Here is an 18,067-nt window from a genome sequence, read left to right on the forward strand (position 1 = left end):
CGTGAGTCGTCGCAGCCCGCCGGCCGGCTGCGACCACACCGCCCGAGCTGCGAGGCACATCCAGCGCTGCGAGCCGCCCGGGTGCGTCCTCGCAACCCTGGGTGCGTCGCGCAGCTTCAGGTGGGTTGTCGCAGCCCGCCGGCGGGCTGCGACGACCCACCGTGCGCTGCGAGGCGCAGCTGAGTCTGCGAGGACGCGCTGGGGCGGGCGCGCAGCGCGGGCGGGGCGCGCAGCGCGGAGTGGGGCGCGCAGCGCGGAGTGGGGCGCGCAGCGCGGAATGGGGCGCGCAGCGCGGGGGGTGTTGTCGCAGCGGGCCGGCGGGTTGCGAGAACACGCTCAGGGCTGCGAGGTGGGCCCGGGGCCGCTGCCGGGGCGGGCGCAACACCGCACCCCGGTGCGGACCGCGTCAGAAGCCCTGGTACTTGTCGCCCGTCTGCTGGGCCAGCTTCTGGCCGTTCTCCAGGGCCGGGCCGATGTTGCCGTCGCCGGCGATCGCCGCGCTGATGTCCTGGGAGATCGTGGTGGCCAGGTCGGCGAACTCGGGGACGGCGACGTACTGGATGCCCACCGTCGGGCGCGGCTGCAGGCCGGGGCTGACCGGGTCGGCCCGCTGGATGGACTCCAGGGTGATGTCGGCGAACGCCGAGGCCGCCGCCTGGTAGTCGGGGTTCTCGTAGGTCGAGGCGCGCTTGCCCGCGGGGACCCGCGACCACCCGAGCTGCTCGCCGACGAGGTTCTCGTACTCCTTGCTGGAGGCCCACAGGATGAACTTCGCGGCGTTGTCGGCGTTCTTGGAGTCCGCCGGCATGCCCCACGACCAGGCCCACAGCCAGCCGGCCGACTCGGTCCGGCTGACCGGCGCGTAGGCGTAGCCGATGCGGCCGGCGACCTGGCTCGCCGCCGGGTCCTCCAGCGTGCCGGCGCCCGAGGTCGCGTCGTACCACATGGCGACCTTGCCGGTGCTCATCGCGTCGAGGCACTCGGTGAACCCGGAGGTCGCGGCGTCCGGCTCGCCGTGGGCGCGGACCAGGTCGACGTAGAACTGGGTGGCCTGGGCGAACTCCGGCGAGTTGACCTGCGCCCGCCAGTCCTCGGTGTACCAGGTGCCGCCGTAGGTGTTGATCACCGTGGTCAGCGGCGCGAACATCTCGCCCCAGCCCGGCAGGCCGCGCAGGCAGATGCCCCGCATGCCCGGCTGGGCGCCGTCGACCTGCGTCGCGAGCTGCGCGACCTGGTCCCAGGTCGGGCGCTCCGGCATCGTCAGGCCCCGTTGCTCGAAGACGTCCTTGCGGTACATCAGCATCGACGACTCGCCGTAGAACGGCATGCCGTACATCAGGCCGTCGTCGCTGGACAGCAGCTCTGTCATGGACGGCAGCAGGTCGGCCGAGTCGAAGCCCTCGTCGGCCTCCGCGTAGCTGCTCACCTCGTGCAGCCAGCCGTTGCTGGCCCAGATCGGCACCTCGTAGGCGCCGATGGTGGCGACGTCGTACTGGCCCGTGCCGGTGGCGATGTCCTGGGTGACCTTCGAGCGCAGCTCGTTCTCCGGCAGGATCGTGAAGTTGACCTCGATCCCGGTGCGGGCGGTGAAGTTGGCCGCGGTCAGCTTCTGGATGTCCTGCATCTGCGGGTTGTCGACCATGAGAACGGTCAGCTCCCGGTCCTCCCCCGCCCCGTCGTCGACGCCGTCCGCGCCGGCGCACCCGGCCGCGACCAGGGCGAACGCGAGCGCTCCCGCCGTCAGGCGGGCCGAACGCCATCCCCGTCGGAGCACCACGTCCCCCTCACCCATCGCGGTCGGTCCCGTTCGACGCCGACCGGCGCCGTTCCCGGATCGCCAGCTCGACCAGGTCGATCAGGGTCTGCTTGACCGACTCCCGGTCGCGGGCGTCGCAGACGGCGATCGGCACCGACTCGTCGATCGACATCGCCTCGCGGACGTCCTCGACGCGGTGCTGGAGCTGCCCGTGGAAGCGGTTGAGGCCGACGACGTAGGGCAGACCGCGGTCCTCGAAGAAGTCGATGGCGGCGAACGAGTCGGCCAGTCGGCGGGTGTCGACCAGCACGACGGCACCGATGGCGCCGCGCACCAGGTCGTCCCACATGAACCAGAACCGGTGCTGGCCCGGCGTGCCGAACACGTAGAGGACCAGCTCGGAGTCCAGCGAGACCCGGCCGAAGTCCATGGCGACCGTGGTGGTGACCTTGTCCGGGGTGGCCGACAGGTCGTCGTGCCCGGCGCTCGCCTCGGTCATGACGGCCTCGGTGGTCAGCGGCACGATCTCGGAGACCGCTCCGACGAACGTGGTCTTGCCGACCCCGAAGCCGCCCGCCACGACGATCTTGGCCGAGATCGTCGCCGCCGTCGCGATCCGGTGCGGCGCACCGCCCGCATCGCCCACCCCGCTCGCGGATGCCGTCATGACACGAAGGAGCCCTGCAGCTCCGACCGCAGCTCCGGGGTGAGCAGCTCGCCGGCCCGTTCGACCAACAGGGTCATCTCGTAGCCGACCACCCCGATGTCGCACTTCGGCGAGGCCATCACGGCCAGGCAGGAGCCGTCGCTGATGGCCATCAGCAGCACGATGCCGCGCTTCATCTCCACCACGGTCCGCACGACCTCGCCCGAGTCGAAGAAGCGCGCCCCGCCGTGGACCAGGCTGACGATCCCGGACGACAGGGCCGCGAGCTGCTCGGCGCTGTCCGGCGGCAGCTTGGCCGAGCTGGTCAGGAGCAGGCCGTCCGCGGAGACCACGACGGCGTGGGCGACCCCCGACACCCGCTCGGCGAAGTTCGAGATCAGCCAGCCGAACCGGCTGCGCTGGGTCTGCAGTGCTGTCACGTGCCCTCCTCGCTGGTCCCCGGGTGGCCGCCCTGGCCCTCCGGGTCGTCGCGGACGGGGGTCCGGCGCCCCTGCCGGATGCCCTGCTGGTGGCTGGCGAGCCGGTCGCGGACGTCGTCGGCGTCGCGCCTGGGCGGCGGCTCCGCCGTCCGCACCGCGGTTCCCGCGCTGCCGGGCACGAGCCGGGCGTGCGGGCGCCGCTTCGGGAGCCCGGCCGCGGTCGTCTCGACCCGGTCGCGCGGTGCGGCGGCGCCGGCCGACGCCCGCCATCCCGCGTCCGCCGCGGTGGCGAACACCCGGGTGGGCAGCGGCCGGTCCGGGTCCTCCCCGGTCGGTGGGCCGTGTTGCACCGGCTCGGCGGGCGGATCGGGCGGCTCGTCCGGCGGGAGTTCCGCCGGTGCCGGGTGCTGCGCCTCGAACCAGGCCGACACCGCCGAGGGGAGGATCGGCGTGCTCGTCCGCTCCTCGACGGTGGTCCGCGGCGACCGGTGGTCCACGACGACGGGGAACGGGTCGGTGGCCGGCGTGGCGCGGTCGGCGGACGCCTCCACGACGGCGACCGGTTCGGCCACCCACTCGTCGGGCTCCGTCCATCCCGCGGTCGCGGATCCGCTCTCGTCGCCGGGGTCGAAGAGCGGGGCGACGTCCGGATCGCCGGCGTCGGGGTCCGCTCCCCCGGCCGGCCTGGCCGGCCACGCCGGTTGCCGGTCGGGGTGGTCGAGGTCGTCGTCCGACGCGACGAACCGCGCGGGCAGCGTCACCGAGGCCGTCAGGCCGTCGCCGTCCCCGTCGGTCCGCGCGCTGTCGAGACCGACGGTGATGCCGTGCCGCCCGGCGAGCCGCCCGACGACGAACAGGCCCATCCGCCGCGACGTCGCCACGTCCACCGCGGACGGCGTGGACACCCGCCGGTTGGCGTCGGCGAGCTCGCCCGCCTTCATCCCCACGCCGAGGTCGACGATCCGGATGAGGACCGAGCCGTCCGCCGCCCGGCTGCTGCGCACCACCACGGGAGTGTCGGGCGGTGAGAAGTTCGTCGCGTTGTCGAGCAGTTCGGCGAGGACGTGGACGAGGTCGTTGATCACGTGGCCGAGCACGGTGGCCCCCGGGGCCGCCTCCAGCCGGATCCGGTCGTCGCGCTCCACCTCCGACACCGCGGCGCGCAGCACGTCCGCCAGCGGCGTCGGCGCCGTGCTCGGTCTCGCGGTGTCCGTGCCGGCCAGCACCAGCAGGTTCTGGCTGGTGCGCCGCATGCGCACGGCCAGGTGGTCGAGCTGGACCAGGTCCGCGAGCTGGTCGGGGTCCTCCTCGTGGTCCTCCAGCTGCTCGATGAGCCGCAGCTGCCGGTCGACCAGGCCCGTGCTGCGCCGCGACAGGTTCGCGAACATGTCGTTGACGCTGGCCTGCAGGGCGGCCTGGTCGGCGGCCAGCCGGACGGCCTCCCCGGCCAGCCGCACGGCCTCCCCGTGCACCACGTCGAACGCGCGGGCCACCTGCCCCACCTCGTCGGTGCTGCGCAGCGGCACCGGCTCGACGGTGGCGTCCGACGTGCCCTCGGCCCGCATGGTGTTCACCGCCCGCGGCAGGCGTTCGTAGGCGATGTCGAGGGCGGACGCGCGCAGCAGCCGCAACGAGCCGGTCAGCGACCGCGTCACGACCGCGACGACCGTCGCGGTGAGCAGGAGGCCGAGCAGCAGGACCGCCGAGTTGAGCCAGGCGAGGCCGGTCGAGCGGCTCTCCGCGGCGGCGCCGGCGTCGGCGAGCGCGGCCACCACCCGTCGCTCCGCGTCGAGGACGACGTCCCGCGCCCCGTAGCTCGCCTCGTCCCACTCCGCCGGCGAGACGGTGATGGGACCGTCGGTCGGCCCGAGCAGCACGGCGGACCTGACCGCGCCCCGCGCGGAGTTCGCGTCCGCCGTGACGAAGTTGACCGGCTCCACGCCCTCGGGCAGGGCGATCTCGTAGCTGACGTAGGCGGCGATGAAGGTGCTGTCCGCGGCGGCGGCCGCGTTGCGGTCGTCCGGGGTGACCGCGTCGGCGATCAACGGGATACCGACGACGGTGTGCTCGAGCTCGATCGCCTCGGCCGCGCTGGAGACCGCGACGAGCGCGTCGGCGAGCCCGACGGTCGTCGGCTCCCGGGCCTGCTGCACCTGCTGCACCACCGCGCGGTCGAGCCCGTCCGCGCGGTTGACGATGAACGTGTAGCGCTGCAGGACCTGACCGGGCAGCAGCAGCGCGGTGCCGGTCACGCTGGTGCGGATCGCCGAGAGCTGGCCGAACCTGCTGTCGGCCTGCCGCAGCGCCGCCCGGGTGGGGGCGTCGATGATGTCGTCGACCTCGGCGATGCCGGCCCGGGCCCGGGCGACGGCCGCGTCCGTGCGCCGGACCGCCTCGTCCAGCGGATCCCGGTCACCGCGGCGGCGACCGGCGACGAAGAGGGTGGCGCGGTCGCGCTCCTCGCGCAGCGCGGTGGCCGCGTCCGCGACGTGCTGGCGGACCTGCAGCAACCGGTTCGCCGCGCCCAGATCGGCGGTGGCCCCCATCTGGTCGCTCACGCGGAGCACACCCAGAGCAACGATGAACAGCGCCGGAAGTAGCCCGATCGCCACGAGCTTGCCAGCCAAAGGCCAGTTCGAGGGGTTGTAGCGCCCTAAGGAGGGCTCCCCACTGCTACTCCTGGTCACGCCGAATCCCCCGACCGTGTGACGAAGACCTTGCGGCGGCACAGTGGCACGACGATCAGCGGTCGGCGACGAAGCGGTAACGATAGGAGACGAGGGGCAACGCTCATGCGGTCAACGGCACGGTGACCGGCCGGCCACCGGCCGGCGCCATCGGCACCTGGCGGCCCCTCGCGCGGGCCGGTGCAGGGGCCAAGCTCACAGCGGGTCCCGGCCGGGGTCGACGAGGATGGCCGGATGAGCGCAGGCAGTGGCAGTGCGAGTGGCAGTGCAAGTGGCAGTGTGATCGGCAGTGCGGGTGGCGGCCCCGTCGGTGTCGAGCGGGACGGCGACATCGCCGTGCTCGTCCTGGACCGTCCCCCGCTGAACCTGTTCGACGAGGACGTCTTCGCCGGCTACGAGCGGGCACTGGCCCGGCTGGTCGAGATCACCGCACCGGGTCGGCCCGACCGCGCCCGCGCCGTCCTGCTCGAAGCCCGCGGGAAGGTCGTCTCCGCCGGTGTCGACGTGCACGCCTTCCACGACATCGCCCACGGGCCCGACCCGGTCGGGCGCGGCACCGCGCTGTGGAGCCGGCTGATCCGCCTCGCGCAGACCATCGAGGACCTCCCGGTCCCCACCGTGTTCGCCGCCCACGGCCTCACCCTCACCGCGGCCTTCGAGCTCGCGCTGGCCTGCGACCTGCTGCTGGCCACCGAGCGCGCCACCTTCGGCCTGGTCGAGACCGTCGTCGGCCTCACCCCGTCCATGGGCGGCCCGCAGCGGCTGGCCGAACGCGCCGGCCCCGCCCGGGCCAAGGAGCTGATCTACACCGGCGAGCGCTACCCCGCCGCCGCGCTGCACGAGTGGGGCGTGGTCAACCGCGTGCTGCCCGAGGACGGCTTCGCCGGGGCCGCACGCGCGTTCACCCACCGCCTGGCCACCGGCCCGACCGCCGCGCACAGCGCCACCAAGCAGCTGGTCGGCACCGCGGTGCGCGACGGCGTCCGGGCCGCCGACGCGATCGTCGCCCAGGTCTCGGGGGCGCTGTTCGCCACCGAGGACCTGCGCGGCGCCGTCGACTCCTTCCTCGCCGACGGCCCGGGCAAGGCCACCTACCGGGGTCGCTGAGCGCCGGGCGCCGTTCCGCTCACCAACCCAGGACCGCGCCCGGGGGAACGCGGTCGGCCGGGACGTCGAAGGCGGCGAAGAAGAACTCCGGGGCGCCGCAGTCGACCTCGTCGGGGCCGGTGGCCTCGGCGGAGATCCGATCTGGCCGGACGTGCAGCACGGCCGTCGTGTCCTGGCAGCCGACCAGCACGAACGCGAAGGTCCGGGCACCGGCCGGCACGGGACGGCGCAGAGCGGCGGCCGCCGTCGGGTAGGCGGTCAGCGGACCGGCGAACCCGGGGTCGAGGCCGTCGCCGAGCTCGTCGAACCCCGCCCCGCCGGGGAACGGCGTGCCCAGTGCCTCGAAGGCGACGAGCTCGCCCTCCCCCGCCGCGGCTCCCGCGCATCCCGGCAGCCCGAGCAGCACCAGGACCAGTGGGGCCACGAGCGCCCGGATCGTCGTCGCGATGGCCGTAGTCGTCACGGACGCAGGACGGAACCTGCGCGGTCCGCGGTTGGCTGCGCGGCGCCCGACGCGCGGTGGGACGACCCCCGGTCAGACCGTCCGGTCCGAGGAGTGCCGGGCGGGCGACCGGCCCAGCAGCAGGCCGAGGGCGATCATGCCCACGGCCAGCACCAGGTGCAGCCAGTTGTCGGCGTTGTTGACCGGGACGAAGTTGTAGTCGCTGTCGTGGTCGATCAGCAGGCCGTAGAGCCACAGCACCGCGTAGACGACGCCGCCCCAGATCAGGAACGCGCGGGCCCCGGCCCGCGTGCGCGCCAGCAGCAGCCCGGCGACGCCGAAGGCGGCGTGCACGAGGTTGTGCAGGACCGACACCTGGAAGACGCCCAGCAGCAGGGCGCCGGAGTCGTGCCCGAGGCCGTCGAGCTGGTCGTAGTTCGTGGTGACGCCCGGGATGAAGCCGAGGATCCCGACCAGCAGGAACACCGCGCCCACGACGGCGGCGGCGGTCTGCACGGGGTCGCGGCGAGCTCCGGCGCGACGGGTGGTGGCGTCCATGACGTGCTCCTCCGGGAGTCGGGTCGTCGAGCGGGACGTGCGGTCGGGGTCCCCATCGGCGTGGGGGCGAAACGGCCGCGCCTGCGGATCACCGCCACGACGGGTTTCCGGATCGGGCCCGACCGGGTACCGCAACGGCGGAGTTCGTGACCGCTCTCGTGGCTCAGGGGTGACCGACCGTGCGAGGCGCGGATAGCATGGCCTCACCGGCCGCCCTGTCCCCGCGGTGCACCACCGACCTTCAAGGGGACCCATGCACCCGACGCGCACCCGTCGTACCGCCGACGCCGCTCCACCAGGGACCGCGTTCCCGGGCCTGCTGCGGATCCAGGTCGAGGCCGCCGAGGGGGACCGCCCGCGGCTGCTGCGGGCCAGTGGCGAGCTCGACCTCGCCGGCCGGTCCCGGTTCTCCGACGCCCTCACCGCGGCCATCGCGGCGGCCGCCGACCCCGACGACCGCACCGGCCCGGCCGAGCTGGAGGTCGACCTCCGCGAGGTGACCTTCACGGACGCCGGCAGCGTCCGGGTCCTCGCGCGCGCCGCCGAGCTGGCCTCGGCGCGCGGCGTGCACCTGCGCCTGCTCACCGGTGTGGCCGTCCGCGAGATCGTCGCGCTCCTCGGCGACCGGACGGACGTCACCGCCGGTTCGGGCGCGATCGAGCTCGTGCCGACGCCGCGCCCCGCGCCACCGGCCGGCCGCGACGAGACCCCGTCGGAGTACGAGCACCTCGAACCACTGCTGGCCGAGCACGCCCGGCTGCCCGCCGACGACCCCCGGCGGCCGGCCGTGCGCGCCGCGCTGATCACCGGCTACCTGCCGGTCGCCCAGCACATCGCCCGCCGGTTCCGCCGCCGCGGGGAGAACCTCGGCGACCTGGAGCAGGTCGCCGCGGTCGGCCTGATCAACGCCGTCGACCGGTTCGAGCCCGAGCGCGGCACCGGCTTCCTGGCCTTCGCCGTGCCCACCATCACCGGCGAGGTGCAGCGCCACTACCGCGACCGCACCTCCACGATCCGGGTGCCGCGGCGCATCCGGCAGCTGCAGGCCGAGGTCACCCGCGCGGTCGAGGAGCTGCACCGCCCCGGTGGCGCCGCGCCGCGGCCCACCGACATCGCCCGGCGGCTCGGGATCGACGTCGCCGAGGTCCTCGAAGCGCTGGAGGCCAACCACCGCGCATCGTGCTCCTTCCTCGACGAGCCGTTCCCCGGCGAGCAGGACGGCGCGGACGGCTCCGCCCGCCACGCCGGCGCGCTGAGCGTCGAGGAGCCCGCCCTGGGCATGGTCGACGACCGCGAGTCGCTCGCCCCGCTGCTCGACGCGCTACCCGAACGCGAACGCCGGATCGTGCTCCTGCGCTTCTTCGGCAACCAGACCCAGTCCGAGATCGCCAAGGCGCTGGGGATCTCCCAGATGCACGTCTCGCGGTTGCTCTCCGCCACGCTGGCGCGGCTGCGCAGCGAGCTGACGGGCTAGTCGCGCCGCACCGGCTGCCCGTTCCCGCCGCCGAGCACCTCGCGGGCGACGTCGGCGACCTTGCGCCGCTGGGTGCGCGCGGTCGAGCGCAGGGTGTTGAAGGCGGTGACGGCGTCCGTGCCGGTGCGGCCCATGACGAAGCCGACGGCGCGCTCGATGAGCACCCGGTTGTCCAGTGCGTACTGGAGCTGGCCGGTCAGCCGGGTGGCGTGGTGCCCGGCGAGCGCCGCGCGCAGGATGGCCTCCACCACGGTGCTGTAGCTGACCAGCGCCTCCTTCTCGGACTCGTCCCACTCGTGGGGGTGGGCGCGGTAGGCGTCCAGCGACCCCACCACGATCCCGCCCAGGTGGACCGGCACGCCCAGCACGGAGCGCACGCCGTGCGCGACGATGGCGTCCCGGCTGGCCGGCCACCGCGTCTCCCGGGCCAGGTCGATGGTCAGCACCGGCGCGCCGTGCACGAAGGTGTCGACGCACGGCCCCTGGCCCGTCTCGGACTGCACCTCCTCGAGCGCCCGGCTGGGCCCGTCGCTGGAGGCCACGTAGTGCAGGGTGTTCTGCTCGTCGGCGATCATCAAGCCGCTGCCGTCGACGCCGAACAGCTCCACGCACGTCTCGACCGCGCGGTCGATGGCCCCGGTGAAGTCGTCATCGGTCGCGCCGATGCGCCGCAGGCTCGCCGCCAGGTTCTGCGGATCGATGTTGGGCATCTCAACGCTCCTCGGGTGGGCCGGGTTGGGCGCGAGGGCCGCCGTCGCTCAGCGAACGGGCCTCCAACCGCAACAGGATCGCGATGACGGCGGCGTACGCCTCGATGGCGCGGACCTGGCTCGCGTGCCAGCGCCACGGGGCGTGGTGCAGCGCGTTGAGCGTGCCGACCGTGTCGCCCCGGATGCGGACCGGCGCCGAGATCACCGCCCCCACCTCCGCCCCGCTCCCCGACGACCGCCCCGGCGCATCCCGGACACGCTGCCAGACGACGGCGTACTCCGCCGCCCGGGACAGGTCGTCGACGGTGACCGTCCGCCCGAATCGCACGCAGTCGATTCCGGGGCCGACCTGCGAGCGCCGCTGCGCGGTCTCCAGCGCGGCCGCGGCGTCGTCGGTCGCCCCGACCACCCGCAGCTCGTCGTCGTCGCCCAGCATCATCAGCCCGACACCGTCGACGCCGAGCACGTCGGCGGCCGCCGAGAGCACGTCCGCGAGCCGGGCCCGCACCCCCTCCGCACCGGTGGCGAACGGGACGTCCGCCCCGACGAGCAGGGCGACCAGGCTCGATGCGAGCGCGGTGTCGTCGACGGCCATGCGGTGCTCCGCTCCTCTTCCCCGGGTCGGACGGATGTCCACCCGGCTCAGCGGTACCCGAGCGGTCGTGTCGGAACCACCCGTCGACGTGGGCGGCGTGGCCGGTGTCCCGTCAGGCCAGGTTCCGCGCCAGGAAGGCCCGGGTCTGCTCCCACGCCTCGGCGGCGGCGCGCTCGTCGTACATCGACGGGGCGTCCCAGTTGGAGAAGGCGTGCCCGGCGTCGTGGCGCTGGACCGTGACGTTCGCCTTGTCCGCCATCGCCTTCTCGACCTGCTCGATCTGCTCGGCCGGGATGTACGGGTCGTGGTCGCCGTAGTGGAACAGGGTCGGGCAGGTGAGCCGGTCGGCGCGGTCGAGCATCCCGTGGATGCCCGAGCCGTAGTACGGGACGGCGGCATCGACGTCGGTCGAGGTGGCGCACAGGTAGGTCAGGGTGCCGCCGAGGCAGAACCCGATGGCCCCTACCCGCCCGGTCGTCTCGGGGAGGCCGCGCAGGTGCGCGACCGCGGCCGCCGCGTCCTGCGCGGCGAGCCCGAAGTCGAGCTTCTGCACCAGCGCCATGCCGTCCGGCATGCCCGACTCGTCCTTGCGCTCGAAGCGCCGCTCCAGCCGCCAGAAGACGTCCGGGGCCAGCGCGACGTAGCCCTCGCCGGCCAGCCGGTCGCAGATCCCGCGGATGTTGTCGTTGATCCCGAAGATCTCCTGGAAGACGACCACCCCGGGCCCGCCACCGGACTCGGGGACCGCCAGGTAGCCGTCGAAGCCGTCGCGGATCGTCTCGTAGCGGGTCATGGCCCGATCATGTCAGTGCGGTGCACCGCGGTGGGGCGGCCGCCGCGTCGGCCGGGCACGATGATCCGCGTGCCGCACCCGAGTCCGAACCAGTGGAGGGCGAGGATGTCCGCTTTCATCGCCGGTCTGCCCAAGGCCGAGCTGCACGTCCACCACGTCGGATCCGCCTCGCCGCGGATCGTCGGCGAGCTGGCCGCCCGCCACCCCGGCATCGTGCCCAGCGATCCCGTCGAGCTGCGGCGCTTCTACGAGTTCCGCGACTTCGCCCACTTCATCGAGGTGTACCTCGCCGTGGTCGCGCTCATCCGCACGCCGGAGGACATCCACTACCTCACCTACGAGGTGGCCCGGGAGATGGCGGTGGACCAGCGGCTGCGCTACGCCGAGCTGACCTGCACGCCCTACACCTCGGTGCGCCCGCACGAGGACGGCGTCGGCATGCCGATCGAGGCCTACACCGAAGCGCTGGAGGATGCCAGGGTCGCGGCCGAGCGCGACTTCGGGCTGGTGCTGCGCTGGATCTACGACATCCCGGGCGAGTCCGGCCTGCCGGCGGCCGACGCCACCCTCGACTACGCCCTGAACCACCGGCCCGACGGGCTGGTCGCGTTCGGCCTCGGCGGTCCCGAGATCGGGGTGGCGCGCCCGCAGTTCCAGCCGCACTTCGACGCCGCGCGGGCGGCCGGCCTGCACTGCGTGCCCCACGCCGGCGAGACCACCGGGCCGCAGACCGTCTGGGACGCCCTGCGCGTGCTCGGCGCGGAGCGGATCGGCCACGGCACCTCCGCCGCGCGGGACCCCGAACTGCTGGCCCACCTGGCCGCCACCGGCGTGCCGCTTGAAGTGTGCCCGTCCTCCAACCTCGCCACCCGGGCGGTCGCGGCGCTCGCGGAGCACCCGCTTCGGGTGTTCCGCGACGCGGGCGTGACGGTGACGGTCAACTCCGACGACCCGCCGATGTTCGGCACCACCCTGAACCGCGAGTACGAGATCGCCGCCGAGCTGCTCGACCTCGACGAGGCCGGGCTCGCCGAGCTCGCCCGCGCCGCGGTCCGCGCCTCGTTCGCCGAGGACACCGTGAAGTCGCGGATCCTCGCCGAGATAGACGCCCACGCGAACGGCCCGGGGTCGTAGTCAGTCCTGCCCGGCACGCCCGCGCGACCGGTCCCACACGGAGTTCCTGCGGCCGTCGCCGATCAGCCGTCGCGCGACGAGGGGCAGGGCCGAGGAGTCGAACGCCACCTCGCCGACGCTGTAGCGGTCGATCGCCCGCGCCACCCGCCGCCAACCGACCCAGGTGAAGTTGCCGCGGTGGCAGACCATCCAGGCGTTGACATGGGGCAAGTAGACGGGTCGGTCCAGGAACGACGCGGTCGGCGTGGGGGCGAGGCCCGACGCCGGCCGGACGTACAGCCGCCAGACGCCGTCGGGCCGGTCGAAGAACATCCGGTCGATCTCCGCCCACCCCCAGGACCCGCGCTCCCGCAACGGATTGGGCAGGTGCCGCTCCCTTCCCTCGGGGTCGCCGCCCGGGATCCTCTCCGGTGCCAGGACGGCGAGGCCCCGGTGCCCTACGCGGAGTTGCCAGTACCTGCCGGTCAGATGGACCACCGACGCATTGTGCCGGGGTGGCGGAGGACCACACCGCCGCGCGGCCGGGTCGGGATCCGGGACAGGTCGTAGTCGAGGTCCTGGGACGGGAACCGGGCCGGGAGCGCGGCCAGCGCGCGGGCCGCGACAGCGATCATCGTCAGGGTGACCCCCTCGCCGGGGCAGCGGTGTCCGGTGGCGACGTCGCCACCGCCCTGCGGGACGAGCGCGTCGGGCTCGACGGCGCCCCGCAGGAACCGGGTCGGGTCGAAGCGGTCGGGGTCGGGCCAGTGGGCGGGATCGTGGTCGGTGCCGTGCACGTCGAGGACCACCAGCCCGCCGCGCGGCAGCGGCACGCCGAGCACGTCCTGCGCGGCGCGTGCCCGGGCTGCCAGCACCGGGACGAAGGGGTAGAGCCTGCGCACCTCCTGGGCGAAGGCGTCCAGCGCGGCCTCGTCCCCGCCCGCGATGCGCTCGCGCCATTCGGGGTGCTCGTCGAGCGCCTTGCCGGCGAACGCCACGAACCAGGCCACGGCCACCGTCGGGCGCACCACGTTGAGCAGTGTCGTCGCCGCGACCCGCTCGGGCAGCAGCTTCCCCTTCGGGTCCCGCGCCGCGGCCGCGGCGTGCAGCGCGGTGCCCGGCGGGGGCTGGATCCGCCCGGCACGGGTGCCGCGCACCAGCCCCTTGGCCCACCGCCCCACCTGCAGACGGGCCCGCACGGCCCGGGCGTAGGCCGGGCCCGGGCGGGCGAACCCGTCGAGCACCGTCGCCAGCTGCTGCGCCAACCGGGGCAGCTCCTGCGCGTCCACCGGGACCCCCGCCCACGGCAGCACGGACGCGGTGAGCACCTCGACCGCCTCGTCGAACAGCACGACGCGATCCCGGTCGGCCCAGCGCTCGATCCGCGACGCCCACTCTCGCCCGGCCCGCTCACCCAGGTCGGCGACGGTCTCCGGGGTGATCACCCCGAGGAACAGCGCCTTGCGCAGGTGGTGCTCGCCGTCGTCCAGACCGTGCACCGTGCCCGGACCGAACAGCACCAGCTTCACCGGCGCCGGGAACGCACCCCGCCGGCGCAACCGGGGGTCGTAGAAGCGGCGCACCCCCTCCGGCCCACCCACCACCACCGCGCGGCGGCCCAGCAGCCGGGTGGGCACGGCCGCCGCGCCGCGGCGCAGCCGGGCCGCCCACGGGTAGCCGGTCCGGATCAGCTCGACGGTGCGGTCTCGGTCCATGCCCATCAGTACCCGATCCGCCTGGACGAACACCGTGAGCTGGTCACGTCCGCAACGCGACGACCGGGGTGGACAGCGTGACGGTCGTGCCGGCCGCACCGGTCTCGATGCGCACCTCGTCCATCACGTCGCGCATGACGGCCAGGCCGTGCCCCGACTCCTCGGGGGGCCGGTGCCGCCACCGTCCCCGGTCCCGGACGGCGAAGGTCGCCGTCCCCAGCCCCGGGAACGGAACCGCGACCTCAGCGGTCACGACGATCCGGCCACCGGTGCCGGCGTAGGCGTGCTCGACGCTGTTGGTGACGGCCTCGTTCAGCGCGAGGACCACGTCGTCGATGCGCGGCTCCGGCCACCGGTGTTCCCGCAGCCAGTCGGTCACGCGGGCGCGCAGGGACGCCAGCTCGGTGGGGTCCGCGTCGAACACGAGATCCAGCCGTTGCGCGCGGTGGGACGGCTCCCGGATCTCGTCGCTCATCCCCCTCCGCCCATCGCGTCGACAGCCCACGCGCTGGTGGCTACCCCGCTGGACCAGGAGCAAGCTTCCTCGCCGCGCCGGGGGACCGCACGGGGAGGTCGGTCGCGTTCAGGGGAAGCGGGGCCGGTCGGAGGGGGCCTGCCCGCTGACCGCGGTGACGATCTCCGTGGCGATGTCGCGGAGCTTGACGTTGCGGTTCTGCGAGATGCCGCGCAGCAGCTCGAACGCCTCGTGCGCGGTGCACCTGTTCTGCCCCATGATGACGCCCAGCGCCTGGTCGATCACCGCCCGGGACGCCAGCGCGGCCTGCAGGTGGGCCGACATCTCGCTGCGCTCGGCCATCCGCACCGCCAGCTCCAGCGCCCGGGACGCCTCACCGGCGAAGCGCTGGGCGACGAGCTGCTCGGCCGGCCCGAACGCCCGCGGCTGTGCCGCGTAGAGGTTGAGCGCTCCGATCACCGCGTCGCCGGCGTGCAGCGGCAGCGACAACGACGACCGGACGCCGTGGCCCAGCGCCGGTACCCGGTAGCCGCCCCACCGGTCGTCGTCGACGAGGTCCTCGACCACCACCACCTGCCCGGTGACGAGGGAGCGCAGGCACGGGCCGTCGCCGTGGCCGTACTGGACCTCGTCGACCTGGCTGGCCCGGCTGTCGCTGCTGGCCACGGTGGTCGTGCCGCGGTCGCGGCGCAGGGTGATGCCGCACGACACGTCACCGGGCAGCATCTTGACCGCGAGCGCGGCGACCTGCTCGAGGAAGCCCGTGATGTTCTCGGTCGCCAGCAGCAGCTGCTGCAGCTCGGCGACCGCCTGGCCGGCCTCGATCGGCGCGGGGCCGCCGGGATCCGGCTCGGGTCCGGGCGTGCCGGGAGGCGTCTGGTCGGACACGGAACACGACCGATCCGGCAGCCGGCCCGTGGGAGCCGGGCTGCGGGTTGCGGCGAATCAAAGACGGCTCGCCACAGGGTTGACGGGCGCGGAATGCCTCCGACCCCGCCAGGGTCGCACACCCGGACCGTGGTGGCGGCCGGTCGGCTGCCGTATTCTCGTGGACGGTCCCGCAGCGCGGCCACCTCCGATCCATGCCCCGAGAAGTGGCCGAGGTGGTCCGTGTTCCCCCTGCAGGTCCGGTCCTCCTTCACGCAGGCACCGCCGACGGTGGTCACCGTGGCCGGCGACATCGACATCGCATCCGTCGTGACGCTGCGCGACCACCTGCGGGCCCTGCCCGGCGACAGCACCGTCATGGAGCTGTCGGGGGTGCAACTGATGTCCGCGGCGGGAGCGCGCGAGCTGGCCGAGCTGCGCGACCGGCTCACCCGCGCCGGAGCGCCGCTGGCGCTCGCCGGCGCCGGGTCGCTCGTCGGGCGGGTCCTGGCGATCACCGGGCTCGCCGACACCGTCATCCTCACCGACACGGTCGACGCCGCCATCCACCTCATCGCCCGCGGGAGCCGGTAGGGGCCCCCGTCAGCCCTATCAGCCCGGGTCAGCCCCGCCGGACCACCGCGAGGACCCGGCGCACGGCGGGCGTGGGCTCGATCAGCACGACGCCGTCCGGCTCCCCCGGGCCGTCCTCCGCCCCGGCCGACCTCGAATCGATCCCGGCGAGGGCAGCCACCCCGGCCGCGCAGCAGAACCGCAGGCCGGACAGGTCCACCCGGCGCACACCCGCGGCGTGGGCGGTGTCGAGCAGCGCCCGCACCCTGGCCAGGTTCCGCAGGTCGACCGCCCCGCTGAGCCGCAGGGTGTCCCCGGTCCGCTCGATCGCGGCCATGTGGTCGAGCACGGCCCGGTGGTGGGCCACGGCCGAGTCGCGCAGCCGGCCGGCCCCGTCCCGCTCCGGGTACCGGCACAGCACCCGCACCGACGGCCCCTCGGTCAGCCGGTCCAGGGTCCGCTCGAACTCGTCCAGCTGATCGTCGCCACCGCCGAGGCACCTGCGCAGCGCCGCCTCGTCGGCCGTGACGTTCACCGGCCGGCCCTCGCCGGTGCCGGACCGCGCCGCCAGCTCGGCCAGGCACTCCCACAACCCATCGCTCGAGCCGCCGGTGTCGGCGGCCACTGCCGCGGCGTCGAGGAGCAGCACCCTCCCGGCCCCGATCGCCGCGCCGGCCAGCTCGGTCGACAGCTGCTCGACCGAGGTGGCGGCGGGGTCGAACAGGCACACCGCCCGCTCGCCCCGCCGCAGGGCGGCGGTGACCCACAGGTCGACGGCGTGGCGGTCCTCGCATGGGGAGGCGGTCAGCAACATCGTGTGCGGAGGCGGCGCGGGACGGTCGAGGACGGCCCTGCGCCGCGCCTCGTCGTCGGGACGGGGCGCGGGCTCCGGGTTCGATGCCGACATGGGTGCTCCTGCGGGCGACGGGCGGAATGCCTGCGCGTCAGGAGCGGGCGGGAGGGCTGGTGCCTGCACGCGCCTCGACGCGGCGGCTGTAAGTCCAACCGTCGTCGAGCCTACAGGCCGTCCCCCTCCGGCGCAGCCCGGTGCTGCGACCACGCCGGGACCCGACCGCGGCGCGATCACCGCGGGCCGGCCGGTCCGCCCCGGTCGAACTCGGCCAGCAGGGCCGCCGCGACGTCGCGCAGCTTCACGTTGGAGTGCTGCGAGCGCCGACGCAGGATCGCGAAGGCTTCGTCCGCTGCCACCCCGGCCCTGGCCATGACCACCCCGATGGCTGGTCGATGATCGACCTCGAGGTCAGCGCGGTCTCCAGGTGCTGCTCGCGGCGCTCCTGCTCGGCCAGCCGCGCCGCGAGCGCCACCGCCCCTGCCGCCTGGTCGGCGAACTGCCGCGCACGCGCCTGGTCCGCGTGGTCGAGACCGCGGGCCAGGCGGCTGTAGAGGTTCAACGCCCCGACGGGGGCACCCTCCACCAGCAGGAGCACGGACAGCGAGGAGCCCGCTCCCACGGCCACGCCGCGCCGGCTGAAGGAGGGCCACCGGCCGTCCGAGGCGATGTCGTCGACGAGGACCGTCTCGCCCTCCCGGAGGCAGTGCAGGCAGGGGCCGTCGTCGACGGCGTACTGCACCTCGTCCATCCGCGTCGCGAACTCGTCGCTGGTGGCGGCCAGCATCCGCGAGTGCGAGGTGCGCTGCACGGTCACGCCGCAGGACTGCGCGCGCTGCACCGCCCCGGCGGCGAGGCGGGTGACCTCGACCAGGAACGCTTCGACCCCGGGCGCACCGAGCAGCAGCACCTGCAGCTCCAGTGCGACGTCACGTCCGTCGCGACGGCCATCAGGCGGCGCGGCGCTCCCACCCGATGTGTCCATGCCCGACCTCCACGACGACGACACCGGTGTGCAGCGTTCTGCACACCGGGCGCCGCGCTGTCGGACGCAAACCCCACCCGTGACCGCACCACCCCCACGCGGTGAGGCACGATCCGGGAGCAGCGCCGACAGGCTAACCTGCCCGCAGCCCGCTGGTCGCACCGATCCGCCCCCGCGCACAACCACCCACGACGGGTCCAAGACGACGCCCGGGCGTCGCCGGACCAAGGCCGCAGCGGTTGGACGAACAGCCGCTGCGGCCGCCCGCCGATCGGCCCGGC

Annotated in this window: 20 protein-coding genes; 4 read left to right on the forward strand and 16 right to left on the reverse strand. The window is 74.5% G+C overall.

Features of this window, described 5'->3' with window-relative positions; translation table 11 throughout:
• Positions 1–406: 406 nt before the first annotated feature.
• The 4 genes from KIK08_RS09980 to KIK08_RS39765 are packed head-to-tail and all read right to left on the reverse strand — an operon-like array spanning position 407 to position 5,400.
• Entirely contained in the window at positions 407–1,792 is a 1,386-nt protein-coding gene (locus tag KIK08_RS09980; RefSeq protein ID WP_214402763.1) for an ABC transporter substrate-binding protein, read from the reverse strand.
• The gene (locus KIK08_RS09985; protein WP_214402764.1) at positions 1,785–2,423 is read right to left on the reverse strand and encodes a GTP-binding protein; all 639 of its coding nucleotides are present in this window, start codon (positions 2,421–2,423) and stop codon (positions 1,785–1,787) included. The genes KIK08_RS09980 and KIK08_RS09985 overlap by 8 nt, the downstream gene beginning before the upstream one ends.
• Positions 2,420–2,842, reverse strand: a complete 423-nt coding sequence (locus tag KIK08_RS39760; protein WP_308257533.1) for a roadblock/LC7 domain-containing protein — start codon at positions 2,840–2,842, stop codon at positions 2,420–2,422. The genes KIK08_RS09985 and KIK08_RS39760 overlap by 4 nt, the downstream gene beginning before the upstream one ends.
• Positions 2,839–5,400 carry a nitrate- and nitrite sensing domain-containing protein gene (locus tag KIK08_RS39765; RefSeq protein WP_308257534.1) on the reverse strand — a complete coding sequence of 854 codons (2,562 nt, stop codon included), beginning with the start codon at positions 5,398–5,400 and terminating at the stop codon, positions 2,839–2,841. The genes KIK08_RS39760 and KIK08_RS39765 overlap by 4 nt, the downstream gene beginning before the upstream one ends.
• Positions 5,401–5,808: 408 nt before the next feature.
• Between KIK08_RS39765 and KIK08_RS09995 the strand changes: the two genes are divergently transcribed.
• On the forward strand, positions 5,809–6,636 hold the full coding sequence (locus tag KIK08_RS09995) for an enoyl-CoA hydratase/isomerase family protein (protein WP_308257535.1): 828 nt from the start codon (positions 5,809–5,811) through the stop codon (positions 6,634–6,636).
• Between the two features lie 19 nt (positions 6,637–6,655).
• Here KIK08_RS09995 and KIK08_RS10000 read toward each other — a convergent pair whose 3' ends face one another.
• Both KIK08_RS10000 and KIK08_RS10005 read right to left on the reverse strand, forming a co-directional pair.
• Positions 6,656–7,099, reverse strand: coding sequence for a hypothetical protein (locus tag KIK08_RS10000; protein WP_214402767.1), 444 nt, complete (start codon positions 7,097–7,099; stop codon positions 6,656–6,658).
• 72 nt (positions 7,100–7,171) lie between these two features.
• The gene (locus KIK08_RS10005; RefSeq protein ID WP_214402768.1) at positions 7,172–7,636 is read right to left on the reverse strand and encodes a DUF4383 domain-containing protein; all 465 of its coding nucleotides are present in this window, start codon (positions 7,634–7,636) and stop codon (positions 7,172–7,174) included.
• A gap of 253 nt (positions 7,637–7,889) precedes the next feature.
• Here KIK08_RS10005 and KIK08_RS10010 point away from each other — a divergent pair, with 253 nt between their 5' ends.
• Complete coding sequence (locus KIK08_RS10010) at positions 7,890–9,110, forward strand: SigB/SigF/SigG family RNA polymerase sigma factor (RefSeq protein ID WP_214402769.1); 1,221 nt, start codon at positions 7,890–7,892, stop codon at positions 9,108–9,110.
• Here KIK08_RS10010 and KIK08_RS10015 read toward each other — a convergent pair.
• From KIK08_RS10015 to KIK08_RS10025, 3 genes are all read right to left on the reverse strand, one after another.
• Positions 9,107–9,820: a GAF and ANTAR domain-containing protein gene (locus KIK08_RS10015; RefSeq protein ID WP_214402770.1), complete on the reverse strand. Its 714-nt coding sequence runs from the start codon at positions 9,818–9,820 to the stop codon at positions 9,107–9,109. The two genes, KIK08_RS10010 and KIK08_RS10015, sit on opposite strands and share 4 nt — an antisense overlap.
• 1 nt (position 9,821) lies before the next feature.
• A complete protein-coding gene (locus tag KIK08_RS10020; protein WP_214402771.1) occupies positions 9,822–10,415 on the reverse strand; it encodes a GAF domain-containing protein in 594 nt (197 codons plus the stop codon).
• A 112-nt stretch (positions 10,416–10,527) separates the two neighbouring features.
• Complete coding sequence (locus KIK08_RS10025; RefSeq protein ID WP_214402772.1) at positions 10,528–11,208, reverse strand: dienelactone hydrolase family protein; 681 nt, start codon at positions 11,206–11,208, stop codon at positions 10,528–10,530.
• Positions 11,209–11,313: 105 nt separating this feature from the next.
• Here KIK08_RS10025 and KIK08_RS10030 point away from each other — a divergent pair, with 105 nt between their 5' ends.
• Entirely contained in the window at positions 11,314–12,342 is a 1,029-nt protein-coding gene (locus KIK08_RS10030; protein ID WP_214402773.1) for an adenosine deaminase, read from the forward strand.
• Here KIK08_RS10030 and KIK08_RS10035 read toward each other — a convergent pair whose 3' ends face one another.
• The 4 genes from KIK08_RS10035 to KIK08_RS10050 form a co-directional block, all read right to left on the reverse strand.
• Positions 12,343–12,654 (reverse strand): hypothetical protein, encoded by a 312-nt coding sequence (locus KIK08_RS10035; RefSeq protein WP_214402774.1) that lies wholly within the window; start codon positions 12,652–12,654, stop codon positions 12,343–12,345.
• A gap of 152 nt (positions 12,655–12,806) precedes the next feature.
• A complete protein-coding gene (locus KIK08_RS10040) occupies positions 12,807–14,036 on the reverse strand; it encodes a cytochrome P450 (protein WP_214402775.1) in 1,230 nt (409 codons plus the stop codon).
• 43 nt (positions 14,037–14,079) lie between these two features.
• Positions 14,080–14,511: an ATP-binding protein gene (locus tag KIK08_RS10045; RefSeq protein ID WP_214402776.1), complete on the reverse strand. Its 432-nt coding sequence runs from the start codon at positions 14,509–14,511 to the stop codon at positions 14,080–14,082.
• A gap of 108 nt (positions 14,512–14,619) precedes the next feature.
• The gene (locus KIK08_RS10050; RefSeq protein ID WP_214402777.1) at positions 14,620–15,399 is read right to left on the reverse strand and encodes a GAF and ANTAR domain-containing protein; all 780 of its coding nucleotides are present in this window, start codon (positions 15,397–15,399) and stop codon (positions 14,620–14,622) included.
• A gap of 222 nt (positions 15,400–15,621) precedes the next feature.
• Here KIK08_RS10050 and KIK08_RS10055 point away from each other — a divergent pair, with 222 nt between their 5' ends.
• Positions 15,622–15,972, forward strand: a complete 351-nt coding sequence (locus KIK08_RS10055; RefSeq protein ID WP_214402778.1) for an STAS domain-containing protein — start codon at positions 15,622–15,624, stop codon at positions 15,970–15,972.
• A 28-nt stretch (positions 15,973–16,000) separates the two neighbouring features.
• Here KIK08_RS10055 and KIK08_RS10060 read toward each other — a convergent pair whose 3' ends face one another.
• The 3 genes from KIK08_RS10060 to KIK08_RS39770 form a co-directional block, all read right to left on the reverse strand.
• Positions 16,001–16,858 carry an STAS domain-containing protein gene (locus tag KIK08_RS10060; protein ID WP_214402779.1) on the reverse strand — a complete coding sequence of 286 codons (858 nt, stop codon included), beginning with the start codon at positions 16,856–16,858 and terminating at the stop codon, positions 16,001–16,003.
• Positions 16,859–17,034: 176 nt separating this feature from the next.
• Positions 17,035–17,160, reverse strand: a complete 126-nt coding sequence (locus tag KIK08_RS42215) for an ANTAR domain-containing protein (protein WP_408004656.1) — start codon at positions 17,158–17,160, stop codon at positions 17,035–17,037.
• On the reverse strand, positions 17,103–17,786 hold the full coding sequence (locus KIK08_RS39770) for a GAF domain-containing protein (protein WP_250556681.1): 684 nt from the start codon (positions 17,784–17,786) through the stop codon (positions 17,103–17,105). Before KIK08_RS39770 ends, KIK08_RS42215 begins: the two co-directional genes overlap by 58 nt.
• Positions 17,787–18,067: the final 281 nt, after the last annotated feature.

The sequence above is a fragment of the Pseudonocardia lacus genome (assembly GCF_018531445.1).
Taxonomy (GTDB): Bacteria; Actinomycetota; Actinomycetes; order Mycobacteriales; family Pseudonocardiaceae; genus Pseudonocardia; species Pseudonocardia lacus.

What these genes read in the sequence shown, in the direction of transcription:
- KIK08_RS10020 (WP_214402771.1), bottom strand. Translation starts at nt 10,415, where the DNA reads ATGGCCGTCGACGACACCGCGCTCGCATCGAGCCTGGTCGCCCTGCTC.
- KIK08_RS09980 (WP_214402763.1), bottom strand. Translation starts at nt 1,792, where the DNA reads ATGGGTGAGGGGGACGTGGTGCTCCGACGGGGATGGCGTTCGGCCCGC.
- KIK08_RS10030 (WP_214402773.1), top strand. Translation starts at nt 11,314, where the DNA reads ATGTCCGCTTTCATCGCCGGTCTGCCCAAGGCCGAGCTGCACGTCCAC.
- KIK08_RS10025 (WP_214402772.1), bottom strand. Translation starts at nt 11,208, where the DNA reads ATGACCCGCTACGAGACGATCCGCGACGGCTTCGACGGCTACCTGGCG.
- KIK08_RS10045 (WP_214402776.1), bottom strand. Translation starts at nt 14,511, where the DNA reads ATGAGCGACGAGATCCGGGAGCCGTCCCACCGCGCGCAACGGCTGGAT.
- KIK08_RS10010 (WP_214402769.1), top strand. Translation starts at nt 7,890, where the DNA reads ATGCACCCGACGCGCACCCGTCGTACCGCCGACGCCGCTCCACCAGGG.
- KIK08_RS10060 (WP_214402779.1), bottom strand. Translation starts at nt 16,858, where the DNA reads ATGTCGGCATCGAACCCGGAGCCCGCGCCCCGTCCCGACGACGAGGCG.
- KIK08_RS10035 (WP_214402774.1), bottom strand. Translation starts at nt 12,654, where the DNA reads ATGTTCTTCGACCGGCCCGACGGCGTCTGGCGGCTGTACGTCCGGCCG.
- KIK08_RS09985 (WP_214402764.1), bottom strand. Translation starts at nt 2,423, where the DNA reads ATGACGGCATCCGCGAGCGGGGTGGGCGATGCGGGCGGTGCGCCGCAC.
- KIK08_RS39770 (WP_250556681.1), bottom strand. Translation starts at nt 17,786, where the DNA reads ATGGACACATCGGGTGGGAGCGCCGCGCCGCCTGATGGCCGTCGCGAC.
- KIK08_RS10005 (WP_214402768.1), bottom strand. Translation starts at nt 7,636, where the DNA reads ATGGACGCCACCACCCGTCGCGCCGGAGCTCGCCGCGACCCCGTGCAG.
- KIK08_RS10015 (WP_214402770.1), bottom strand. Translation starts at nt 9,820, where the DNA reads ATGCCCAACATCGATCCGCAGAACCTGGCGGCGAGCCTGCGGCGCATC.
- KIK08_RS10040 (WP_214402775.1), bottom strand. Translation starts at nt 14,036, where the DNA reads ATGGACCGAGACCGCACCGTCGAGCTGATCCGGACCGGCTACCCGTGG.